23 protein-coding genes and 2 riboswitches are annotated in these 23,392 nt (G+C 38.6%); of the genes, 1 reads left to right on the plus strand and 22 read right to left on the minus strand.

What is annotated here, in order from left to right; all coding sequences use genetic code 11:
* Nucleotides 1-177: 177 nt before the first annotated feature.
* The 17 genes from sufB to V7068_RS10945 form a co-directional block, all read right to left on the minus strand.
* Nucleotides 178-1,575, minus strand: a complete 1,398-nt coding sequence (sufB, locus tag V7068_RS10865) for a Fe-S cluster assembly protein SufB (protein ID WP_252287258.1) — start codon at nt 1,573-1,575, stop codon at nt 178-180.
* A gap of 53 nt (nt 1,576-1,628) precedes the next feature.
* Entirely contained in the window at nt 1,629-2,060 is a 432-nt protein-coding gene (gene sufU / locus V7068_RS10870) for a Fe-S cluster assembly sulfur transfer protein SufU (protein WP_127761935.1), read from the minus strand.
* Nucleotides 2,050-3,279, minus strand: a complete 1,230-nt coding sequence (locus tag V7068_RS10875) for a cysteine desulfurase (RefSeq protein WP_499712753.1) — start codon at nt 3,277-3,279, stop codon at nt 2,050-2,052. Before V7068_RS10875 ends, sufU begins: the two co-directional genes overlap by 11 nt.
* A complete protein-coding gene (sufD, locus tag V7068_RS10880) occupies nt 3,279-4,586 on the minus strand; it encodes a Fe-S cluster assembly protein SufD (RefSeq protein WP_499712754.1) in 1,308 nt (435 codons plus the stop codon). The genes V7068_RS10875 and sufD overlap by 1 nt, the downstream gene beginning before the upstream one ends.
* A 15-nt stretch (nt 4,587-4,601) precedes the next feature.
* Nucleotides 4,602-5,387, minus strand: coding sequence for a Fe-S cluster assembly ATPase SufC (gene sufC, locus V7068_RS10885; protein ID WP_252291661.1), 786 nt, complete (start codon nt 5,385-5,387; stop codon nt 4,602-4,604).
* A gap of 266 nt (nt 5,388-5,653) precedes the next feature.
* On the minus strand, nt 5,654-5,794 hold the full coding sequence (locus tag V7068_RS10890) for a hypothetical protein (RefSeq protein ID WP_499712756.1): 141 nt from the start codon (nt 5,792-5,794) through the stop codon (nt 5,654-5,656).
* Between the two features lie 135 nt (nt 5,795-5,929).
* A complete protein-coding gene (locus V7068_RS10895) occupies nt 5,930-6,778 on the minus strand; it encodes a MetQ/NlpA family ABC transporter substrate-binding protein (protein WP_499712757.1) in 849 nt (282 codons plus the stop codon).
* Between the two features lie 15 nt (nt 6,779-6,793).
* A complete protein-coding gene (locus tag V7068_RS10900) occupies nt 6,794-7,462 on the minus strand; it encodes a methionine ABC transporter permease (protein WP_127761939.1) in 669 nt (222 codons plus the stop codon).
* Nucleotides 7,455-8,489 carry a methionine ABC transporter ATP-binding protein gene (locus tag V7068_RS10905; RefSeq protein ID WP_499712758.1) on the minus strand — a complete coding sequence of 345 codons (1,035 nt, stop codon included), beginning with the start codon at nt 8,487-8,489 and terminating at the stop codon, nt 7,455-7,457. The genes V7068_RS10900 and V7068_RS10905 overlap by 8 nt, the downstream gene beginning before the upstream one ends.
* Nucleotides 8,490-8,697: 208 nt before the next feature.
* Nucleotides 8,698-8,810: riboswitch (SAM riboswitch) on the minus strand.
* Between the two features lie 125 nt (nt 8,811-8,935).
* Nucleotides 8,936-10,240, minus strand: a complete 1,305-nt coding sequence (locus V7068_RS10910; protein ID WP_499712759.1) for an O-acetylhomoserine aminocarboxypropyltransferase/cysteine synthase family protein — start codon at nt 10,238-10,240, stop codon at nt 8,936-8,938.
* Between the two features lie 99 nt (nt 10,241-10,339).
* A riboswitch (SAM riboswitch) is annotated at nt 10,340-10,442 on the minus strand.
* 83 nt (nt 10,443-10,525) lie between these two features.
* A complete protein-coding gene (locus V7068_RS10915) occupies nt 10,526-10,840 on the minus strand; it encodes a thioredoxin family protein (protein ID WP_127761942.1) in 315 nt (104 codons plus the stop codon).
* 3 nt (nt 10,841-10,843) lie between these two features.
* Nucleotides 10,844-11,218, minus strand: coding sequence for a toprim domain-containing protein (locus V7068_RS10920; protein WP_180319799.1), 375 nt, complete (start codon nt 11,216-11,218; stop codon nt 10,844-10,846).
* Between the two features lie 143 nt (nt 11,219-11,361).
* Complete coding sequence (gene gcvH / locus V7068_RS10925; protein WP_499712761.1) at nt 11,362-11,745, minus strand: glycine cleavage system protein GcvH; 384 nt, start codon at nt 11,743-11,745, stop codon at nt 11,362-11,364.
* 98 nt (nt 11,746-11,843) lie between these two features.
* Nucleotides 11,844-12,200, minus strand: coding sequence for an arsenate reductase family protein (locus V7068_RS10930; RefSeq protein WP_127761945.1), 357 nt, complete (start codon nt 12,198-12,200; stop codon nt 11,844-11,846).
* A gap of 121 nt (nt 12,201-12,321) precedes the next feature.
* Nucleotides 12,322-14,106: an acyl-CoA dehydrogenase FadE gene (locus V7068_RS10935; protein WP_499712763.1), complete on the minus strand. Its 1,785-nt coding sequence runs from the start codon at nt 14,104-14,106 to the stop codon at nt 12,322-12,324.
* 47 nt (nt 14,107-14,153) lie between these two features.
* The gene (locus tag V7068_RS10940; RefSeq protein ID WP_499712764.1) at nt 14,154-15,332 is read right to left on the minus strand and encodes an acetyl-CoA C-acetyltransferase; all 1,179 of its coding nucleotides are present in this window, start codon (nt 15,330-15,332) and stop codon (nt 14,154-14,156) included.
* 57 nt (nt 15,333-15,389) lie between these two features.
* Nucleotides 15,390-17,774, minus strand: a complete 2,385-nt coding sequence (locus V7068_RS10945; protein ID WP_499712766.1) for a 3-hydroxyacyl-CoA dehydrogenase/enoyl-CoA hydratase family protein — start codon at nt 17,772-17,774, stop codon at nt 15,390-15,392.
* A 204-nt stretch (nt 17,775-17,978) separates the two neighbouring features.
* Between V7068_RS10945 and V7068_RS10950 the strand changes: the two genes are divergently transcribed.
* On the plus strand, nt 17,979-18,113 hold the full coding sequence (locus V7068_RS10950) for a YuzL family protein (RefSeq protein WP_252283586.1): 135 nt from the start codon (nt 17,979-17,981) through the stop codon (nt 18,111-18,113).
* Between the two features lie 155 nt (nt 18,114-18,268).
* Here V7068_RS10950 and rodA read toward each other — a convergent pair whose 3' ends face one another.
* The 5 genes from rodA to V7068_RS10975 all read right to left on the minus strand — a co-directional run bounded on the left by rodA (nt 18,269) and on the right by V7068_RS10975 (nt 23,129).
* The gene (rodA, locus tag V7068_RS10955; protein WP_119118467.1) at nt 18,269-19,429 is read right to left on the minus strand and encodes a rod shape-determining protein RodA; all 1,161 of its coding nucleotides are present in this window, start codon (nt 19,427-19,429) and stop codon (nt 18,269-18,271) included.
* A 203-nt stretch (nt 19,430-19,632) separates the two neighbouring features.
* Nucleotides 19,633-20,511, minus strand: coding sequence for a metal ABC transporter permease (locus V7068_RS10960; protein WP_499712768.1), 879 nt, complete (start codon nt 20,509-20,511; stop codon nt 19,633-19,635).
* Entirely contained in the window at nt 20,504-21,433 is a 930-nt protein-coding gene (locus V7068_RS10965) for a metal ABC transporter permease (RefSeq protein WP_499712769.1), read from the minus strand. Before V7068_RS10965 ends, V7068_RS10960 begins: the two co-directional genes overlap by 8 nt.
* Nucleotides 21,434-21,443: 10 nt before the next feature.
* The gene (locus V7068_RS10970; protein WP_127761953.1) at nt 21,444-22,196 is read right to left on the minus strand and encodes a metal ABC transporter ATP-binding protein; all 753 of its coding nucleotides are present in this window, start codon (nt 22,194-22,196) and stop codon (nt 21,444-21,446) included.
* Between the two features lie 12 nt (nt 22,197-22,208).
* Nucleotides 22,209-23,129, minus strand: coding sequence for a metal ABC transporter solute-binding protein, Zn/Mn family (locus V7068_RS10975; RefSeq protein ID WP_499712770.1), 921 nt, complete (start codon nt 23,127-23,129; stop codon nt 22,209-22,211).
* Nucleotides 23,130-23,392 lie beyond the last annotated feature (263 nt).

Below are 23,392 nucleotides of genomic sequence, written 5' to 3' on the forward strand. Positions count from 1 at the left end.
CCGATATAAATCATCCTAACCAACCTATTCCGCAGTTTTCTTTATTTTAACATATATCTCAAAGGACCAAAAAGCTAAGCTAAAGACGCCCCTGCCTAAACATTTATCAACGGCTTTTGGCTATTGACCAATAAAAAAACTACCTATAAAATAGGCAGCTTTTTTATCGATATGCAATTATCCAATAGAACCTTCCATCTCGAACTTGATTAAACGGTTCATTTCTACGGCATATTCCATTGGAAGTTCTTTTGTAAATGGTTCAATGAAGCCCATAACAATCATTTCTGTTGCTTCCTGCTCAGAAATTCCACGGCTCATTAAATAGAACAATTGCTCTTCCGACACTTTAGACACTTTCGCTTCATGCTCTAACGAAATGTTGTCATTAAGGATTTCATTGTATGGAATCGTATCAGAAGTAGACTGATTATCCATAATTAATGTATCACACTCAATATTAGCACGAGCGCCATCCGCTTTACGTCCAAATTGTACGATTCCACGATACGTTACTTTTCCGCCGTGTTTTGCAATCGATTTAGATACAATTGTAGAAGATGTATTTGGTGCAAGGTGAATCATTTTAGCACCAGCATCTTGGTGTTGTCCTTTACCAGCAATGGCGATAGATAATGTCATCCCACGTGCGCCTTCACCTTTTAAAATAACAGCCGGGTATTTCATCGTTAATTTAGAACCGATATTACCATCAATCCATTCCATTGTTGCGTTTTCTTCACATACTGCACGTTTTGTAACTAAGTTAAAGACGTTGTTCGCCCAGTTTTGAATCGTTGTATAACGGCAATATGCACCACGTTTAATAATGATTTCAACAACCGCACTATGAAGAGAGTTCGTTGTATAAACAGGAGCTGTACATCCTTCTACATAATGAACATGTGCGTCTTCGTCAACAATAATTAACGTACGCTCGAATTGTCCCATGTTTTCAGAGTTAATACGGAAATACGCTTGTAATGGCGTATCTACTTTTACACCTTTTGGTACATAGATGAATGAGCCACCAGACCATACAGCAGAGTTTAAAGCTGCGAATTTATTATCAGTCGGTGGAATTACTTTCGCCCAGTGCTCACGGAAAATATCTTCATTCTCTTTTAAAGCAGAGTCCGTATCTTTGAAGACAATTCCTAAGTCTTCCAAATCTTCTTTCATATTGTGATACACAACTTCTGATTCATATTGCGCGGAAACACCTGCTAAATATTTTTGCTCTGCTTCAGGAATCCCTAGTTTATCAAACGTTTGTTTAATTTCATCCGGTACTTCATCCCATGACTTCTCTGATTTCTCAGATGGTTTTACATAATACGTAATCTCATCGAAGTTTAAACTTCCTAAATCTCCGCCCCATTGAGGCATTGGCATATTATAGAAGTGTTCTAATGATTTTAAACGGAAGTCGAGCATCCATTGCGGCTCTTCCTTCATGCGTGAAATTTCTTCCACGATTTCTTTTGTTAAGCCACGCTTTGAACGGAAAATCGAGACATCTCTATCCGCAAAGCCATATTTATAATCACCAATCTCAGGCATTTTCTTTGCCATAGCTCGTATTCCTCCTTTTCAAATTGCTGAATGTGAATCAGCATTTTGATTGTTTATTCCTGAAGTCCTTTTTCCATCGCTTTCCAAGCTAATGTCGCACACTTAATACGTGCTGGAAATTTCGATACACCTTGAAGTGCTTCAATATCTCCAAGGTCTAAATCTTCTTCATCGTATTCTTTGCCTTGAATCATTTCAGAAAAAATATGTGACAACTTCATTGCCGTTTTAATATCTTTTCCTTTAATTGCTTCTGTCATCATGGATGCTGAACTCATCGAAATGGAGCATCCTTCTCCTTCAAACTTCACGTCAACCACTTTATCTTCTTCAACCTTCATCGTTAAACGAATTCGGTCTCCACAAGTTGGGTTATTCATATCAATTGTCAGGCTGCCATCTTCAAGAATACCTTTATTACGCGGTTTTTTATAATGATCCATAATGACTTGTCGGTAAAGTGTATCTAAGTTATTAAAAGACATTACTAAAATACTCCTTTGTTTTGATAAGTGATGAAACTAACTTATCAATGTCTTCTTCCGTGTTATATAGGTAGAAACTTGCTCGCGCTGTCGCTGAAACATCTAACCATTTCATTAATGGTTGAGCACAATGATGACCTGCACGCACGGCAATCCCATCTGCATCTAGAACTGTAGCTACATCATGCGGATGTACATCTTCCAAGTTGAATGTAATAACACCTGCACGTTTTGCCGAATCTTTCGGACCGTAGATTGTCATACCTTCAATCGTCGACATTTTTTCCATTGCATATGCAGCTAAATGATGCTCATGACGTTCAATATTGTCTAAACCAATTTCCTCTAGGAAATCAATAGCCGCTCCTAAGCCAATCGCTCCAGCAATAATCGGAGTACCACCCTCGAACTTCCACGGAAGCTCTTTCCATGTTGATTCATATAAACCTACAAAATCAATCATTTCGCCGCCAAATTCAACCGGCTCCATGTTTTCTAATAATTCTTTTTTACCGTAAAGCGCTCCAATACCAGTTGGCGCAGCCATTTTATGACCAGAGAAAGCGAAGAAATCACAATCAAGATCCTGCACATCCACTTTTAAATGCGGTGTGCTTTGTGCCCCATCCACAACCATAATCGCCCCGTGCTCATGAGCAATCGCCGCAATTTCTTTAACGGGATTGATCGTGCCAAGAACGTTTGACACATGCATAACAGATACGATTTTTGTTGCATTCGTTACCGTTGCTCGTACATCCTCAAGTGAAATCGTACCATCTTCTTGAAGTGGAATATATTTCAACACAGCACCCGTTTGTTTCGCAACTTGCTGCCAAGGAATGATATTACTATGGTGCTCCATATACGAGATGACGATTTCATCCCCTTCTTGTACATTAGCCAGACCATAGCTTCTTGCTACCGTATTTAAAGAAGTGGTTGTTCCTCTAGTGAAGATAATCTCTTCACTAGAGGAAGCATTAATGAATTTACGGACTTTTTCACGAGCTCCTTCATACGCATCCGTAGCTTTTGTTCCAAGTGTATGCACTCCGCGATGTACGTTCGAATTGTACCCGCGATAATATTGTTCAATCGCTTCGATAACTACAGCCGGTTTTTGCGATGTCGCAGCACTATCTAAATATACTAATGGCTGACCGTTTACTTCTTGATTTAATATAGGGAAAAGCTTACGAATTTCGTATGGGTTCATTACTTAACTTTCCTTTCAATGACCTCAACAAGTTGTTTTTTCACACCTTCGATTGGAAGTTCATTAACAACAGGGGCCAAGAATCCGTGAATAACTAAACGTTCTGCTTCTTGTTTGGAAATACCACGACTCATTAAATAATAAAGTTGCAATGGATCTACGCGACCTACAGATGCTGCGTGTCCTGCTGTAACATCGTCTTCATCAATAAGAAGAATTGGATTCGCGTCTCCACGAGCTTTTTCACTTAACATAAGCACGCGTGATTCTTGTTCAGCATTTGCTTTCGTTGCACCATGCTCAATTTTTCCGATTCCGTTGAAAATACTAGAAGCACTATCTTTCATAACCCCGTGCTTTAGAATTTGTCCATCGGAACGTAAACCGTAATGAATCACTTGCGTAGTGAAGTTTTGTTTTTGTTCTCCACGACCAACAACAACCGTTTTCGTATCACCTGAAGAGCCATCGCCCATTAGATACGTTGTATTATCTGAAATCGTATCTCCATCATTCATTAAGCCAAGTGCCCACTCGATACGTGCATCTCGCCCAACTACACCGCGACGGTTTACATATGTTGTATACCCTTTATTTAACGTATCCACTGCACCATATGTTACTTTCGCATTTGCATTGGCAATGACTTCTGTTACGATGTTTGCGATACCATTTGTCGTTTCCACAGTTGAGAAATAGTTTTCTACATACGTTACAGAGCTGTTATCTTCTGCCACGATTAATACATGGTTGAACAGCGTTGCATCCGCATCATCGATTAAGAAAATCGCTTGAATTGGTTCTTTTACTTCTACGTTTTTTGGAACGTATAAGAAAGCACCTCCGTTTAACAATGCTGCGTGAAGAGCTGTTAAGCGATGCTCATTTACTTTTACGCCGTCTTTCATAAAATATTTCTGCACAAGCTCTGCATGATCGCGAGCTGCTGTTAGAATATCTGTAAAAATAACACCTTGTTCTTTCAACTCAGCTGAAAGACTTGTATAAGCCGGCGTATTATTACGTTGAATATATAAGTTACGCTTTTCTTCAATAGCCACAATCGATTTCACTTGTTCTGGAAGCTCATCTACTGATGTAAAAACTTCACTCTCGATTGAATGTTTACGAAAAGCGGTAAAGTTCCACTTATCAATCTTTGTTTTGTCTGGCTTTGGCATCGGTAGGTTTTCTAAGTCAGAAAACGCTTGAACACGAAGCTCAGTTAGCCAAGCTGGTTCATTATTTTGAGTTGAAAGAGAGTTAATATCCTCTTTTTCAAACGGTAATTTCGTTTCTGTAGTCATGACAAATCCTCCTACTTATGCTTCTTCGCCGACAGTTTCGTCTTCAATACCTAATTCTTGTTTAATCCAGTCATATCCTTCTGCTTCTAAACGTGCAGCTAATTCTGGACCGCCAGATTTCACAACTCGACCTTGCATCATTACGTGAACGTAATCAGGAGTAATGTAGTTTAATAAACGTTGATAATGTGTAATCATAAGGCAACCGAAATCTTCGCCGCGCATTTCATTAATTCCTTTTGATACAACTTTAAGAGCGTCGATATCAAGACCAGAATCGATTTCATCCAAGATTGCAATTTTTGGTTCAATCATCATCAATTGAAGAATTTCATTACGTTTCTTTTCTCCACCTGAGAATCCTTCGTTTAAATAACGTTGTGCCATATCTTCGTTCATTTCTAAAAATTCCATCTTTGCGTCCATTGTACGAATGAACTTCATTAAAGAAATTTCATCGCCTTCTTCACGACGTGCATTAATAGCTGAACGTAAGAAATCAGCATTTGTCACTCCGCTAATTTCACTTGGATATTGCATAGCAAGGAAAAGACCAGCTTTAGCACGCTCATCTACTTCCATTTCTAATACGTCTTCACCATCAAGAGTAATGCTTCCGCTTGTTACTTCATATTTAGGGTGACCCATAATCGCTGAAGAAAGCGTAGATTTACCTGTACCATTCGGTCCCATGATTGCATGGATTTCTCCGCCTTTTACTTCAAGGTTAACCCCTTTTAAAATTTCTTTACCTTCAATTGATACATGAAGATCTTTAATCGTTAAAGTAGAACCTGACATAATTATACCTCCGTGAACTAATTCCTATTTTATTTAGAAAATAATGTGTTTTTATTTTCTTAACATGCATTCTCATTTTATTCTCATTCTAATTTTATAACAAATTTAATTAGGAAGCAACCATTTATATGTGATTTATGTCACACCTTACTTTATTACTTACTCCATTATTCCATCAACAAATATGTAAACATAAAATCAAACATCGACCTCTACTATCTTTTGTTTACGACATATTATTATACGAGAAAACATCCGTTATCACATTACACATTAATAGTTAATATTAAAGTCGCCGTGTAACACGCTGTTGATTGTTGGATGACTTCATTCGAAATCACACGTTGAGCAAAAACAAAGCCTGTTAAATAGTATTCCCATATGTATGTAAACTCAACACTTATCATTTTACCCTTCAAGACCTATCGTTGAAAGACCTTTTTCATTTAATCAGAGTAAAATAGTACTTCTTGACTTTTATCTACCCTAGAAACACTTGAAAAAGACGACTTGCCTATTAACAAGTCGCCTCTCTTCATCACTTATTCACTTACAGGTACAACCGCACCCTTAAATTCTTTCGTAATGAAATCTTGAATTTCTTTTGAGCGTAACACTTCTACTAATGTTTTAATTGCTTCGTTATTTTCGTCTTTCTTATTCACTGCAATAACGTTTACATACGGTGATTTTGAATCTTCAATAGCAATTGAATCCTCAACAGGATTTAAACCAGCATCAATAGCGTAGTTAGAATTGATTAATACAGCGTCTCCTTCTCCATTTGCATAAATTTCTGGAAGAAGAGCAGCTTCGTATTTCGCTTCAAATTTAATATCGCGTTTGTTCTCTACAATATCTTCAACTGTTGCTTTTGTTTTATCAATACCTTCTTTTAAAGTGATTAAACCGTTTTCTTCAAGTAAAGAAAGCGCACGACCATGGTCAGCTACTGAGCTGCTCATAATAAGTGTTGCACCTTTTGGAAGTTCAGATAAGCTTTTGTATTTTTTAGAATAAATCGCGATTGGTTCAATATGAATACCACCCGCATTCACAAAATCATAGCCATTCTCAGCAATTTGTGATTCTAAGTAAGGAATGTGCTGGAAATAGTTAGCATCCAATTCTCCCTCAGCTAATGTTTTGTTCGGCAATACATAATCTTGGAATGGAACGATTTCTAGATCAATACCTTTTTCTTTAAGAAGCGGCTTTGCTTCTTCAAGAATAACAGCATGCGGCGTATTAGATGCGCCAACTTTTAGCGTTGTGTTTCCTTCTGCATTATCTGCGGCTTTTTCGTCTTGATTATCTTTGTTGTCATTGCCGCAAGCAGCTAGGGCAATTGATAAAACTAAAATTAAAGCAAACCCTAAAAACTTTTTCATTCTGTTCATCCCCTCTTATCTTTTATCTAATTTTGATGTAATAAAGTCTCCAATCATTTGAATAATGAAGACAATTATTAAAATAATAATTGTTGCTACTAGTGTTACGTCATTTTGACTACGCTGGAACCCTTCTAAATAAGCTAAATTTCCAAGTCCTCCAGCCCCAATTACTCCAGCCATTGCCGTATAACCGACTAAAGCAATTGATGTAACAGTAATTCCCGAAATAAGGGCTGGCATAGATTCTGGAAGCAATACTTTCCATATAATTGTACTCGTTTTGGCTCCCATCGATCTTGCCGCTTCAATAACCCCTTTATCAATTTCACGAAGACCAATTTCAACCATTCGTGCATAAAACGGTGCAGCACCAATGATAAGTGCAGGTAATGCTGCATTTTCTCCAATCATCGTTCCGACAATCGCTTTCGTAAATGGAATCAATAATACAATTAAAATTAAGAACGGGATAGACCGAAAAATATTAACAAAAGCACTGATGATCCAATTGATGAATCGGTTTTCCCATAAATTATCCTTCCCTGTTAGGAACAAAACTAGTCCAAGTATAATCCCTAAAAAGAAAGTGGCCGCGACAGAAATCGCTGTCATATATAACGTTTCATTTGTTGCTTCAATCATCGTTTCCCAATTTATATTCGGCAATAATTCTTCAAGCATGCGTCATCACCTCCACGCCTACTTGCTGCTCTTCTATAAATTGAATAGCGCGAAGAATTTCTTCATTACTTCCATCAATATGAATAAATAGTGTTCCATAAGAGCCATTTCGTGTTTGTGAAATTTTCCCTTGGACGATATTAACATCTAATTCAAAATTACGAACTAACTTTGTAATAAGAGGACTTTCTACATCTTCTCCAACGAAAGTAAGCTGAATGACTTTTCCTTTTGGGAAACGTTCTAGCAAATTCTCGATCGTTTCTTTTGTTTCCTCTGGCTCTGTTACTTGCTGAACAAAACGCTTTGTAATCGGAGCCGTTGGGTTTTTAAATACTTCAAGAACTGGGCCTTGCTCAACAACTTGTCCACTTTCCATTACAGCGACACGATGGCAAATTTTACGAATGACGTGCATTTCATGTGTAATCAGTACAATCGTTAACCCTAAACGCTGATTAATATCGACAAGTAAATCTAAAATGGAGTCCGTCGTCTGAGGATCTAAAGCTGAAGTCGCCTCATCACATAACAACACTTTCGGATTATTTGCAAGCGCTCGCGCAATGCCGACTCGTTGCTTTTGTCCACCGCTTAGTTGAGAAGGATAGGCTTTTTCACGCCCTTCTAACCCAACAAGCTTAATCAGTTCATTTACACGTTCTGCTCGTTTTTTAGCTGGAACACCCGCAATTTCAAGCGGAAAGGCAATATTTTCTTGAACTGTTCTTGACCATAATAAATTGAAATGCTGGAAAATCATACTAATCTCTTGGCGTGCTTTGCGAAGCTCAGCACCTTTAATTTTAGAAATTTCCTTACCAGCTACAACAACCGAACCTTCTGTAGGAGTTTCTAGGCCATTTAACATTCGGATCAGGGTACTTTTTCCAGCCCCGCTATAGCCAATTATACCGAAAATTTCACTCTTGTTTATCGTTAAATTCACATTATTAACCGCTTTAATGGTCTCGTTTTTCGCAGTACCTGAGCGGAAATACTTGTTGACTTTTGACAAAGAAATCACTGCACTCACCTCTATATCCAATCAACGAACTATATCATTGAAGGTAGTTGCTTTAACGAGTTGTCACTCCCGACAATATAGAGACTGTTCATCCCGCTAAAATAGATAAAACCTATTAAGATAGTAAACTCTCCTATGTAATGATTTATATACCCTTAATAGAAAAACCTCTCTACATGAGCAGAGAGGCAGGAAAAACTAATCCTTCCTCTCATCTCTCAAAGCATAACACTTTGTGTGAATTGGCACCTTTTCAAAGCGAGTGCTTTGCCGGTTGCCGGGCTTCATCGGGCACAATCCCTCCACCGCTCTTGATAAGAGTAACATTCTATATAATTAAATCGTACATAGATTAAGTTCATATATAATTATGTTTGTGATTTTATCACAGATATATAGGGAGTGCAATTATCTTAGAAAAGTCAATGATTTCCGACTATTCTGTTTTATTCAACTTCTTTCGCTGCCGCAGCTGTCGCTTTTTCAATTGCTTGATTCAAATCATCAATTAAATCTTCTACATTTTCAATGCCGACAGATAAACGAACTAAGTCTGCGCTTACGCCTGCTTTCAGTAAGTCAGCATCACTCAATTGTTGATGTGTTGTACTAGCTGGATGGATAATTAAGCTCTTCGCATCTCCAACATTCGCAACATGTGACCATAGTTGAACGGAATTAATTAATGCCGCTCCAGCTTCTCGGCCGCCTTTAATACCAAATGTAATAATCGAACCTGCCCCTTTAGGCAAATATTTATCAGCTAATGCTTTATCCGGATGGTCTTCCTTACCTGGATATGAAATCCACTCAACGGCCGGATGTTGTTCTAAATAGTCAATAATCACTTTTGTATTAGCAAGATGCTCTTTCATTCGTACATGTAACGTTTCAAGTCCTAGTGTAAATTGAAAGGCACTTTGTGCACTTAACGTTGCACCAATATCACGAAGCAATTGAACACGAGCTTTCACAATAAATGCAGCCTGTCCAAGTGCCTCGGCAAATACTAAATGATCATAACTTGGATCTGGCTCCGTAAATCCAGGGAAGTTCGGTGAATTCCAATCAAACTTACCTCCATCTACAATAATTCCACCCATCGTTGTTCCATTTCCTAGTAACCATTTTGTTGCAGAATGCACAACAATATCTGCTCCAAATTCAATTGGTCGGCATAAGTACGGAGTCGCAAATGTATTATCAACAATTAATGGAATCCCTGCTTCATGTGCAATGTCAGCAAGCGCTTCAATATCTAATACATTCAGGCTTGGATTTCCAATTGTTTCTCCATAAATCGCCTTTGTTCTAGGTGTAATCGATTCTTTAAATTTCTCTAGATTATTTGGCTCAACAAACTTCACTTTGATTCCGTATTTAGGAAGTGTATTAGCAAATAAATTGTATGTTCCGCCATAAATAGTTGAAGAAGAGATAATTTCATCGCCTGCACCAGCAATATTCAAAATTGCTAATGTAATAGCAGCCATTCCACTTGAGGTAGCCAAAGCACCTATTCCGCCTTCTAAAAGGGCCACTCGTTCTTCAAACACACTAACTGTTGGATTATGAAGTCTTGTATAAATATAGCCTGTTTCTTTTAATCCAAATAAATTAGCGGCATGCTCTGTATCTTTGAATAAGTAAGCATTGCTTTGATAAACCGGCAATGAACGTGCTCCTGTTTCATCAACTTGCAATCCCCCATGAATACTTAATGTTTCAAAACGATAATTTTTATCTGCCATTTTTTATTCTCCCCTTCTTCTTTTACTACGGCTCTTTATGTTTCTACGAAGGAGCTACCAAAAAACAAAAGCCCCTTCCTAAGAAGAGGCTATATACTCTCCTTATCTTTCAGAGCCAATACTCTGCTGGAATTAGCACCGTGTAGATTATACCGGTTGCCGGGCTTCGTCGGGCCAGTCCCTCCACCTCTCTCGATAAGTATTATTCGATTGTCGTGTAAAATTCACTACAGTCAATTTACCACTTTTAATAATCGTCCGTCAATAGATATTGATAGACTATTTTTAATTATCCAAAAATTCTTTAAGAGTCGTGTATAAATAAGGAACAGATTGAAAGGCATAAATCTTCTGAATCAGTTTCCCCTCTTTATATAGTAATAAACATGGTACGCTCTCTATTTCACAATGCTTCGCAATACTAGGAAAAAAATTCATATTCATCTTTCCAATCGTCAATTGCGGAACAAGTTCTAATGCAACAGTGAGCATTTTAGAAGCAACCTGACATGTTCCACACATCGGCGTATATGCATATACACAAAAGGTGTCACCTTGCCTAGCAGCTGCTTGTACATCCGTTTCTGTCCAATCTTGCATATACTATTCATTCACCCTTTGTTCTAAAAATTGTACTTTTACATCTATATTAGCAGCGAGTAAAACAGAAGCGAGATGATATAAAGGCGCACTTGCCACTTCCTTATACATTTTATTAATATACATATGCCTTGCCTCTGGTAATTCTCGCTTAAATTGTTTTCGAAGCTTTTCTCCTGATTGATCTGCGTCAAAGAAAATATATACATCGCGGTCTTCAAATTCTTCTACGAACTCGTCAAGCTTGACTTGTGAAATCGTTCCATTTGTACAAACAACTTCAACTTCTTCATTTAATACAAGCTGAACTCTTTTCTTATCAGAACTTCCTTCGACAATGATTACTTTATCGGATTCTCTCCATTCCACGGTAATCATCCTCCCCACGAGTTATAATAGATGAGCTAAAAGTGTACGAAATATCTCTCTGAAACAAATAGTGTTCACACTATATATTTAACAAAACCTTCTTTTAAAAAAGAGAGCAGGCCAATATAAGCCTCCTCTCCTTGTAATTAAAATTAACCTTCGTTTGTCATTTCCTCATATTGTTCAGCTGTCATCAATTGTTCGATTTCGCTGCTATCAGATGGTTCTATTACAATCATCCATGCTTTTTCATATGGTGATTCGTTTACATACTCTGGGCTGTCGCTAAGTTCCTCGTTCACCTCAACTACTTTTCCGCTAACTGGTGCATATAATTCAGAAACCGTTTTTACAGATTCTACACTACCAAATGGCTCGTCCGCTTTTAATTCAGTTCCAACTTCAGGAAGCTCTACAAACACGATATCCCCTAATTCAGATTGAGCAAAGTGTGTAATACCAATGCGAACGTTGCCGCCTTCTACTTTTACCCACTCATGTTCTTCAGAGTAACGCAATTCTTTTGGTGTTGTCATTTTAATTCCCTCCATACTATGTATTAGTTAATCTTTTCTATTATAAGATAGATTATACAATATGATTGTTTATAATAAAGGTTTTCCAATAAAAATTCTTATTTCCATGTTTGCTCAAATTGATCTTCTTTAAATCCGACTGTTACTTTATCGCCATCTGTTACAATTGGTCGCTTCAATAACATCCCATCTGTCGCTAAAATATCAAGCAGCTCTGTTTCAGTAGCATCCTTTAGACGATCCTTTAAACCTAACTCACGATATTTTTGCCCGCTTGTGTTAAAAAATTTCTTTAACTCAAGGCCACTTTTCTTATAAAGTGTTTCAATTGTAGCTCTAGAAGGAGGATTTTCGACAATGTGGATTGTTTCATGTTGAAGTTGATGACTATCGAGCCATTTTTTCGCATTGCGACATGTGCCGCATTTTGGGTACCAATAAAATGTTAAGCTCATTATTTCACCTCCTAGAGATAGAATAACTGTTTTTTCCTCTATTTACAAACCTTTTACCTCTGTACAGTAAAAAAGAGAATACCTGTAATGATATTCTCTTTTTCTATTCATTTAAGAGCGGTTACACCACATATTTCTCTGCTTCGATTAGTTTAACGGAAGCTTCACGTTTCTTCGCAATAACATTCGTTGGGGTGTGACGAGTCAATTTACGAAGAGAAGCAAGGAAAATTCGCAATGTGTCTCCTGTTTCGACTGCAATTAGTGTTTCTTTTGCATGCTGTTCGATTTGATTAAAAGCTTCTTGCACAAAGATTTGTGTGTACAGCAACTTTTGTTGATTCTTTTCTATCCCTGTTTTAGCAATGGCTTTTTCTGTACGAAGAACGACAGACTCTGCTGCATAGGCAAGCGAGGCAATGTCCGCAATATTGACGAGCAGCTCTTGCTCTTGTTCAAGCTTTGTACCGAATTTTTGAGCCGCTAATCCTGCTGCTAAAATACCCATTTTCTTCGCATTTCGCACCAAGGCTTTTTCTTGCGCTAATGGTTCATCACCAATTTCTTCCGGCATGAGCATCATAAGCTCTTCTTGCAAGCTTTGTGCTTTTTGAAGAAGCGGCAACTCTCCTTTTAACGCCTTTTTCAAAAATGTACCAGGTACAATCAAGCGATTAATTTCGTTTGTTCCTTCAAAAATACGGTTAATGCGCGAATCACGATACGCCCTTTCGATTGGATATTCTTGCATAAATCCATAACCGCCATGTAGTTGAACCCCCTCATCCACCACATAATCTAATACTTCCGATGCAAAGAATTTATTCATCGAGCATTCAATCGCATACTCTGCAATAGAATCTGCTACAGCTTTACCATCCTTTATTTGTTCATCTGTAAGCTGCCCCATTCGCTGCTCAAACAATCCAACTGTACGATATACAGAGCTTTCAGCTGCATAGATTTTAGAAGCCATTGTTGAAAGCTTTTCTTTCGTTAAATTAAAAGAAGAAAGACGAGTCTTAAATTGCTGACGTTGATTTGTATACGCAACTGTCGTTTCAAAGGCTGACTTCGCTCCGCCTACCACACCTACCCCTAATTTATAACGGCCGATATTCAAAATATTAAAGGCAATGATGTGTCCTCTGCCAATTTCGCCAAGTAGATTTTCCACCGGAACTTGTGCATCTTCTAAAATTAATGTACGAGTAGATGAGCTTTTAATTCCCATTTTCTTTTCTTCCACACCCGTGGATACACCCGGATAATTACGTTCTACAATGAAAGCCGTAAATTTCTCACCATCAATTTTTGCATAAACAATGAATACATCAGCAAAGCCCGCATTGGTAATCCATTGCTTCTCGCCATTTAAAATATAGTGGGTGCCTTCCGCATTCAACTTTGCCGTCGTTTTTGCTCCAAGTGCATCCGATCCTGAACTTGGCTCTGTTAAAGCATACGCAGCCAGCTTCTCACCTGTAGCAAGCAGCGGAAGATATTTTTGTTTTTGCTCTTCATTCCCAAATAAAACAATTGGCAAAGAACCAATGCCAACATGTGCACCATGAGAAATACCAAAACCACCCGCTGGTGCTAGCTTCTCAGCGATTAAAGCAGAGCTGATTTTATCAAGCCCTAACCCACCGTACTCTTCCGGAACATCAGCCCCTAGTAATCCAAGCTCACCTGCTTGCTTTAATAGTTTTACAGAGCGTTCAAATTCATGATTCTCTAAGTGTTCTACTTGTGGGAGCACTTCATTGACTAAAAAGTCTTCCGTTGTTTTTGCAATCATTAATTGTTCATCGGTAAAGTCTTCCGGTGTAAATACACGCTCACAAGAAATTTCTTCAACTAAAAACCCGCCGCCTTTAATTAACTTTTCTATTTGATTAGACATCCGATTACCCCCTATTTAGTGATCCATCGTTTACGGCTTCCACTTGATTAAGCTAGTAATTCAAACACACCAGCAGCGCCCATACCGCCGCCAATACACATCGTTACAATTCCAAATTGTTCATTGCGTCGTTTCATTTCATGAAGCAACGATAAAGTCAACTTTGCCCCTGAGCAACCAAGCGGATGTCCTAGGGCAATCGCTCCGCCATTCACATTTACAATCTCCTCATTTAATCCAAGCTCACGAATAATTTGAATTGATTGGGAAGCAAACGCTTCATTTATCTCAAACAAACCGATATCTGATAATTCAAGGCCTGCTAATTTTAGCGCTTTAGGAATGGCTGCGATTGGTCCGATTCCCATTACTTCAGGCGGAACACCCGCAACGGCAAAGGAACGGAACTTGCCAATTGGTTTTAAACCTAAGGCGTTAGATTTTTCACGATCCATGACCATCACTGCTGCAGCACCATCACTTGTTTGTGACGCGTTCCCAGCGGTTACCGTCCCTGTCACTGAAAAGGCTGGGCGCAGCTTTCCTAGTACTTCAGCCGTTGTATTTGCTCGCACTCCTTCATCTTCCGTAAAGCGAAATGACGTTTCTTTTAGTTTCAAATCTGGACCTACCGAACGAACCGTTACATCTACGGGCACAATTTCATCAACAAATTTACCTGCTGCAATCGCTTTAGCCGCTTTTTGATGACTGCGTACTGCAAATTCATCTTGATCTTTGCGGGAAATACCATATTTCTTCGCTACTTCCTCCGCTGTATGTCCCATCCCCATATAATATTGTGGAGCCGTTTCCGCTAGCCTTGCGTTAGGACGCATAACATGGCCAGTCATCGGAACCATACTCATCGACTCCGCTCCGCCTGCAAGAATGGTATCGCTTTGCCCCAGCATAATTCGTTCCGCTCCATAAGCAATACTTTGCAAACCGCTTGAACAATAACGATTAATCGTAATGGCTGGAACTGTATGCGGCAAACCTGCCAACGCTCCAATATTTCTAGCCATATTTAAACCTTGCTCTGCTTCAGGCATCGCACAGCCCATAATTAAGTCATCAATGTTGCCTTCATAATTGCCAGCACGTTTTAATGTTTCTTTCACAACAAGAGCCCCTAAATCATCCGGTCGTACAGTCGCAAGAGAACCTTTCCTCGCTTTTCCTACCGGAGTCCGCGCTCCAGCTACTATAACCGCTTCTCTCATGCAGATCCCCCTATCCATATTAAAATGCTGCTCTATCAAACTATTCTTATCGTTCTATTAGTTACGTAACGGCTTCCCTTTAATAAGCATATGCTGCATTCTTTGCTGAGATTTCGGCATAGAAATCAATCGTAAAAATGCTTCTCTTTCTAAATTTAATAAATATTGCTCATCGACTTCCGTTCCAAATGGCAGTTTTCCTCCTGATAATACATAAGCAAGTTCTTTAGCAATCACCATGTCATGTTCAGACAAATAGCCAGACAGTCGCATCGCTTCTGCACCAAGCAATAGCGTTGCATAGCCGCTTTCGCCAACTACCGGAACTTTTTCACGAACAGGCGGTGTATACCCTTGTTCATACAGGGAAAGGACAACTTGTTTAGCATCATGCAATTGATGATCCGGATTGACACTAATGCCATCGGCAAAGTTCAAGAAGTTCGTTTCACGAGCTTCTGCTGCAGACGTAGAAACATTCGCCATCGCCACTGTTTCAAACACTTTATTAGCAACTTGTTGAATATCTACAGATACTCCTTTTGGAAGCCCTTTTAATGCTTTCATATACAGCTCTTTCGTTCCGCCACCGCCAGGAATTAAACCGACGCCTGCCTCAACAAGACCAATATACGTTTCCGTTGCGGCTTGAATCCTAGCGGCTGGTAATGATACTTCCGCTCCCCCGCCAAGTGTCATATTGAATGGTGCAGCCACTACTGGAACAGCACTATATTTAATTTTGAGCATCGCATTTTGGAATTGCCTGATGACGAAGTCTAATTCGAAAATATTGTCATCTTGGGCTTCCATTAACATCATCGCGATATTGGCTCCAACACAGAAGTTTTTACCTTGGTTTCCAATGACTAACCCTTTATAATTAGCTTCCGCTTCATCTACAGCGGCATTAATCATTTGTACAATGTCTAGACCAATCGCATTGTTCGGTGAAGTAAATTCAAGTAAAATAACACCATCACCAATATCAATTAAACTTGCTCCACTATTTTTCTTAATAACCCCTTTTTGCTTTTTAATAGTCTGTAAATGAATGGCCCTCGGATTTTCAATTACTTGTTTATAGTTGCCGTTGTCGTAATAAGAAACAATACCGTTCTCTTCTTTATAAAAAGTTTCATGTCCAGCAGCTACAAAATCTTTTATCCATTGCGGTACAGCGATTCCTTCTTGTTCTAAACGAGCTGCAGACTGCGCTATCCCAATCGCATCCCATATTTCAAACGGCCCAGCTGACCAGCCAAATCCCCATTTCATTGCCCGATCTAGATCTACAATTGTTTCAGCAATTTCACCAAGTAGTTGAGCAGAATAAACAAGCGTTGGCATGACTATATTCCATAGCAGTTGACCTGCACAATCTTCGCTGTATACAAGCGCTTTCATTTTATTGGCAAACCCTTTTGTTTGCTTTGCCATCTCAATGGATGGTGCTTGTAATTTTTTTCTTTCTTCATACTGTAGTGTTTCAGGATTCAACTCCAGAATTTCCTTACCTTTTTTCAGAAAAAATCCTTGCTCCGATTTGCTGCCTATCCAACCTTTTTCAAGCATTTTCTGCATAAAATCTGGTGTACGAAAGATTTCTTGTTCATCGCCTTTTACTTGGTCATAAACGTTTTTGGCAACATGTGCAAATGTATCTAGCCCAACGACATCAAGCGTACGGAATGTCGCACTCTTTGGTCGACCGATGAGCGGACCTGTGATAGAATCCACTTCTCCTACACTGTAACCGCCTTTTAACATTTCACGAACAGTCACGAGTAAGCCATATGTGCCAATACGGTTTGCAATAAAGTTCGGTGTATCCTTCGCTTCAACAACACCTTTACCAAGTACGTTTTCACCAAATTCCTTCATAAAAGCAAATACTGTGGAATCGGTTGCCTTCGTTGGTATAATTTCTAATAACTTCAAATAACGCGGAGGGTTAAAAAAATGCGTGCCAAGAAAATGTTTTTGGAAATCTTCCGAACGTCCCTCTGCCATTGCCTCAATAGAAATACCCGATGTATTCGAAGAAACGATACTGCCTAGTTTCCGAAACTGATCCACTTTTTCAAATATGCTCTTTTTCACTGCCAAATTCTCTACAACGACCTCAATGACCCAATCAACATCTTTTAACCGTTCTAAATCATCCTCAAAATTTCCAACCTCAATCAATGCTAGATTTTTTTTAGATGTTAACGGTGCTGGCTTTTGCTTTAACAGCTTTGAAAGCGCCGTTTGACTGATACGATTTCGAACAGATTTATCCTCAAGCGTTAGCCCTTTTTTCTTCTCATCCTCTGTGAGTTCCCGAGGAACCATATCTAATAATAAAGTCGGAATGCCGATGTTAGCGAGATGTGCCGCAATCCCTGATCCCATAACTCCTGATCCTAAAACAGCAGCCTTTCGTATTTGTCGCACCAAGCTCATATCCCCCTTACGCAGTGTATTGAATGAATACTCATTCATTTTTCAAGCAAAAAAAAGTGAAAATCTTTTATTACTTTTAATAATAGGATATTTATGTAAAATTTTCAATGATTAAACAGTAAATTTTTCAAGTTATTTTTTGATTATTTTCACACCAATTAGAAAACATAAAAGGAGTGATTATTGGAGGTGACAACAATTATGAAGCAGAAACATCAACCATCGAAAGCTGCTGTGAGTGCAGCAAGCGTCAAAGGTGATGCTGGACCTGGCGGAGAAAATCGTCATGGAAAAAATAAAGTAAACAGCCAAAATAACCAATTTAAAAAATAGGATAGCGTGAATCATGTAGTTTCAAGACTCATTACAAGTCTTTATCTAAACTAAAGGTTTGTTATAAGAAGATGTTGAGTTTTGGCTTCTACCGTTTTACCAACAATATTATTTAATAGAACCTAAACTAAAAAAGTCGACAAAAGTCGACTTTTTTAGAACATATATTTCTTATGATGATAACGAATACTGAAAATCAAGCCCATCGCCATCATATTCCCCATCAATGAACTACCTCCGTAGCTAATAAAAGGCAGCGGAATCCCTGTAATCGGCATAACACCGATTGTCATCCCAATATTTTGGAATACATGGAACGTCAGCATACTAATTACACCGACACAAATATACGTGTAGAAATTATTTTTCGTTTCCATCCCTGTTTTCGTAATATGATACACCAATAGGAAAAATAAGCTAATCACAATACTAGAACCGATAAAACCATATTCTTCACCAATAACGCTGAAAATAAAATCGGTTTGACTTTCAGGTAAATATACCTCGCGTGAGCCAAGTCCTTTTCCAAATGTTTGACCTGAACCAATTGCAAGTAACGATTTAATTAAATGAAACCCTTCAGCACTTGAATAGTTATAAGGATCCAACCAAGAATAAATACGTCCAAACTGATACTCTTTAACACCTAAATATTTCTTAATTAAATCAGGCTGCCATAAAATAAAATAAAAAATGGTAGAAATAAGCAGAACCGCTGTTGAAACAATCGGCAGCAATATTTTCCACGATATTCCTGAAATAAAAATCATCCCTGCCAAAATAGCACATAGTACAAGAGAGGTTCCTAAATCCGGCTGTTGCATAATGAGGAGTAACGGCGCCATAGTAACTAAAATTAATTTACCGAGCAGCCATAAATCCGTTTCAATCGTTTTTAACGAATTTTTCAAATGATGTGTGTGAATGACATTTGCAAGCGCCAAAATGAGGAATACCTTCATAAACTCCGAAGGCTGAATCGTACCAAACCCTGGGAATTTAAACCAACTTCTTGCTCCATTAATTCGAGGGACAATGCTTTCTGGCATAATGACGAGCATTAGGAGTACAAACAGCCCAAAGCCGTATGCATACCAAGATATTTTCTTTAATTGATCAGAGTCTAATGTAATGACTCCCAAAACAATCCCGACTCCAACCATATAAGAAACAATTTGTTTCAGTAAAAAGTTACTTGAATACTGTCCTGTTGATTGTGCACTATAAATGGCTACACAGCTTGTAATACACAGTAACAATAAAATGGTAACTAACCCAAAATCTATACGCGACGAAAAATTATTTTGTTCCTGCATACTAACTCTCCCCTAGCAAGGATCTTACTGTAGATATAAAGTAAAATAACACACTTACCCATTATACTTTATACAGTCAAAATCACAACTATATCGAAGGAGAAGTTATGACCATTTATAAATTCTGATAGTATAAGAAAAGCGCAAGGCGCCTTGGTCACCCCCTCAAGGCTAGGCAGCTTGCGCTAAACATCGTACATTCTTTAAATACTCTTTAACGAGACTTTACGACGCCAAATTCGGCTGATTAGCCCATGACTCGGTGAAAACAAGAACGCTAAAGTAAAGAATAGAGCGGCAGCACATACCATACATCCCGAAATTGAAGCGTCTAAAGCAGTCGCTGCATAATAGCCAACTACCGAGCTTAAAATGCCCACAACCATGCTGATTATAATCATTCGGTGTAATTGATCTGTTAATAAATACGCTGTAGCAGCCGGAATAATAAGCATACCCACGACAAGAATCGCACCGACACTATCAAAAGCTGCGACCGTTGTTACGGAAACAAGGCTCATTAATAAGTAATGAAAAAACATCACGGGAATTCCCATTGCTGCTGCCAGTGCTGCATCGAATGAACAAATTTTAAACTGCTTAAAGAATACAAAGATGAGAATTATATTAATGAGGAAACTGCTTCCAACCATCCATATGGCTCTCGGGCCCATATCCTGACCTGCAATCGTCAACATATGCCACGGCGTATACGCAATCTCCCCATACAAAACATGTTCTAAGTCAAAATCAATTTGCTGCGTATACAAACTAACTAATAAAACACCGATAGCAAAAAGCGATGTGAATACAACACCAATCGCTGCATCCCCCTGAACACCTGAGTTTTGAAATAGTTGAATCAAAAAAACAGTTAATAGCCCAAGTAGCGCAGCTCCCATTAACATGAAAATAGATTCTCTTGATCCGCTCCACAGAAACGCTAACACAATTCCAGGCAATACGGAATGACTAATCGCATCCCCCACCATCGCGATTTTTCTGACCACTAAAAAACAACCGACAACACTACAAGAACAAGCAACAAGTGCTCCAACAAGGATAATCCAAAAATCATTCATAGCGATGCACTCCTTGTTTTTGCAGTTTACGCATTAATTCATATTTCCGTTTCGTATCTCCCCTTCGCCAAAGCTTCGCTACCACGCCGCGATTCGGAGCAAATAATAAGGAAAATACAAACCACCCCGTTGCCGAAAGAACAATCAGTGGACCGGTGGGTAAATTGTTCACAGTTGCGCTGAGCAGCGTACCACTTATTCCACTTACCATACCAAACACACCAGATAATATCACCATTACATGTAATCGCTCTGTCCAATACCTAGCTGAAACAGCTGGTGTGATGAGTAAAGCTGCCATCAATACAACGCCAACCGCTTGAATTCCAGTCACAACCGCTCCAACAATTAATAGCATAATGATATAATCCAATAACAAGACAGGTAAACCAATTCCCTTTGCAAAACCTGGATCAAAAGATAAAAGTTTAAATTCTTTAAAAAACAGCGTACAAGCTAAGATTAAAACAAGCGACACCCCCATCATCACATACACATCGGTCATGACCATAGAGGCCGTCTGTCCAAACAAAAATTTATCCAATCCACTCTGATTTCCGTAAGAACTTTGTTGAATTTGTGTTAATAAAACAATACCTAATCCAAAGAAAGAAGATAATACAATCCCAAGCGCCGAATCTTGCTTAATTCGACTATATTTTGTTAATACACTAATGAAGAATACCGCAATCATCCCAGCAATAGCTGCTCCAAAGAGAAAGAAAGAAATCGATTTAACCCCGGTTAAAATAAAAGCGATACAAATACCCGGAAGCGCTGCATGAGCAAGTGTATCTCCAAGTAAAGATTGTTTTCTCAGATAAGCAAAGCTTCCAATAACACCACTACTTAAACCGAGCAAAAGCGTTCCAAGTAAAATCCACTGTGTGTTCGGGTCACGAAGGACCTCTAATATACTCATTGATTCCACCTCAATTTATTAACAATCCTGATTGTGAATCAGATAAAATGGCAAGTTTACCGCCGTACGTTTTTTGTAAATGCTCCGGAGTAAACACCTCTTCTGTCGGTCCTATTTGAATAAGCTGTTTATTCAGTAGAATCGTCCAGTCAAAATACTCTTTTACTGTTGAAAGATCATGATGAACGACAAGCACCGTTTTGCCACTCTGCTTTAGCTCCATAAGCAATTGAATAATCGCTTTCTCTGTTGCTGCATCCACACCAACAAACGGTTCATCCATAAAATATAAATCGGCTTCCTGCGCCAAAGCTCTTGCTAAAAAAATTCGTTGCTGTTGCCCGCCTGATAGCTGACTAATTTGTCGATTTGCATAATCAACCATCCCTACTTTGTCTAAGCACTCTAACGCCTTTTGCTTTTCCGCCTTGCCAGGGCGCTTTAGCCATCCTAAGTGGCCGTAACGCCCCATCATCACAACATCTAAAGCATTCGTCGGAAAATCCCAATCAACAGATTCACGCTGCGGCACATAGCCTACGTTTTTTCGCATCGCTCTATATGATTTTCCCTGAATCGTTACTTTCCCGGAAATACGCGGAACAAGTTCTAAAATTCCTTTAATTAAAGTGGATTTCCCTGCCCCATTTGGCCCGATAATCCCAATTAACTTACCTTCTGGTACTTCAAAAGAAACAGATTCAATAACTGGCTTTTTATGATAAGCAATTGTAAAATCTTCTACCTTTAATACATTAGGCATCCAAACCCCTCCTTATTTCAACGCATTTACAATCGTATCGGTATTGTGACGCACCATTCCAAGATACGTTCCTTTTTCTGTTCCTTTTTCTCCCATTGCATCTGAGAATAATTCTCCTCCAATTTTCACAGTATGCCCTTGCTTTTCAGCCCCTTGAATAACGGCTTCGATTGCTTTTTTAGGAACACTCGTTTCTACGAAGATCGCTTTAATTTGTTTTTCTACTAAGTAATCACGTAAATCGGTGACATCTTTAGAACCGTATTCGGATACGGTATTCATTCCTTGCAGCCCTTTCACTTCTAATCCATACGCTGCACCGAAATAGCCAAATGCATCATGCGCTGTAACAAGTACACGTTGTGATTCTGGAATCGTATTGATTTCAGATTGAACATATTCATGTAGTTCTTTTAATTTCTCAATATATGCTTCATAATTTTTTTGGTAACTTGCTTTATTGGCTGGATCTTCCTTTATTAATGCTTCATTGACCGTATCGGCAGCTTGCATCCACAGCGTAACATCAAACCAAATATGCGGATCATATTGCCCAGCCTTTACTTCATGCAGTTCTTCCTTAGCAATATCTTTAGAAACCGCAATCGTCGTTTTTTGCTTGCCCATTTGCTCAAAAATCTCTTCCATTTTCCCTTCAAGATGAAGACCGTTATATAGAATCATATCTGCCCCATCAAGTGTCTTGACATCTCCTTGAGTTGCTTTGTATAAATGCGGATCGACTCCGGGTCCCATTAAACTTGTTACTTCCACATGCTCTCCACCAATATTCTCTACTAAATCTCCAATCATTCCCGTTGTCGCCACTACTACAAGCTTGCCCTCCGTTTGATTATCCGTCTCCGTTGAACACCCGACTAATAAAAGAAAAACAAACATAACACTCGCCATTGACTTCCATATGAATTTCATAAACATCCCCCTTTTTCGTGTAGTTATAAATGTTTCCTTAATGCAAAAATAAGAATAAAAAAAATACAGATTGAACCACTTTTGATGGTCAAGCACTAAAAAGTTTCCTTAGGTAAACTTATTTTATAATATACATAATTTATATGCAAAAGTGCAACCCTTTTTTACTTTTTTATTGAATTATCTAAATATTTCATATTCTAGAATAATAATAGAATACTTTGAAAAATCAGTTAAAATATTCATAAACAGCTATTTATATT

The organism is Bacillus sp. JJ634, assembly GCF_036962285.1.
GTDB lineage: Bacteria > Bacillota > Bacilli > Bacillales > DSM-1321 > Peribacillus > Peribacillus asahii_A.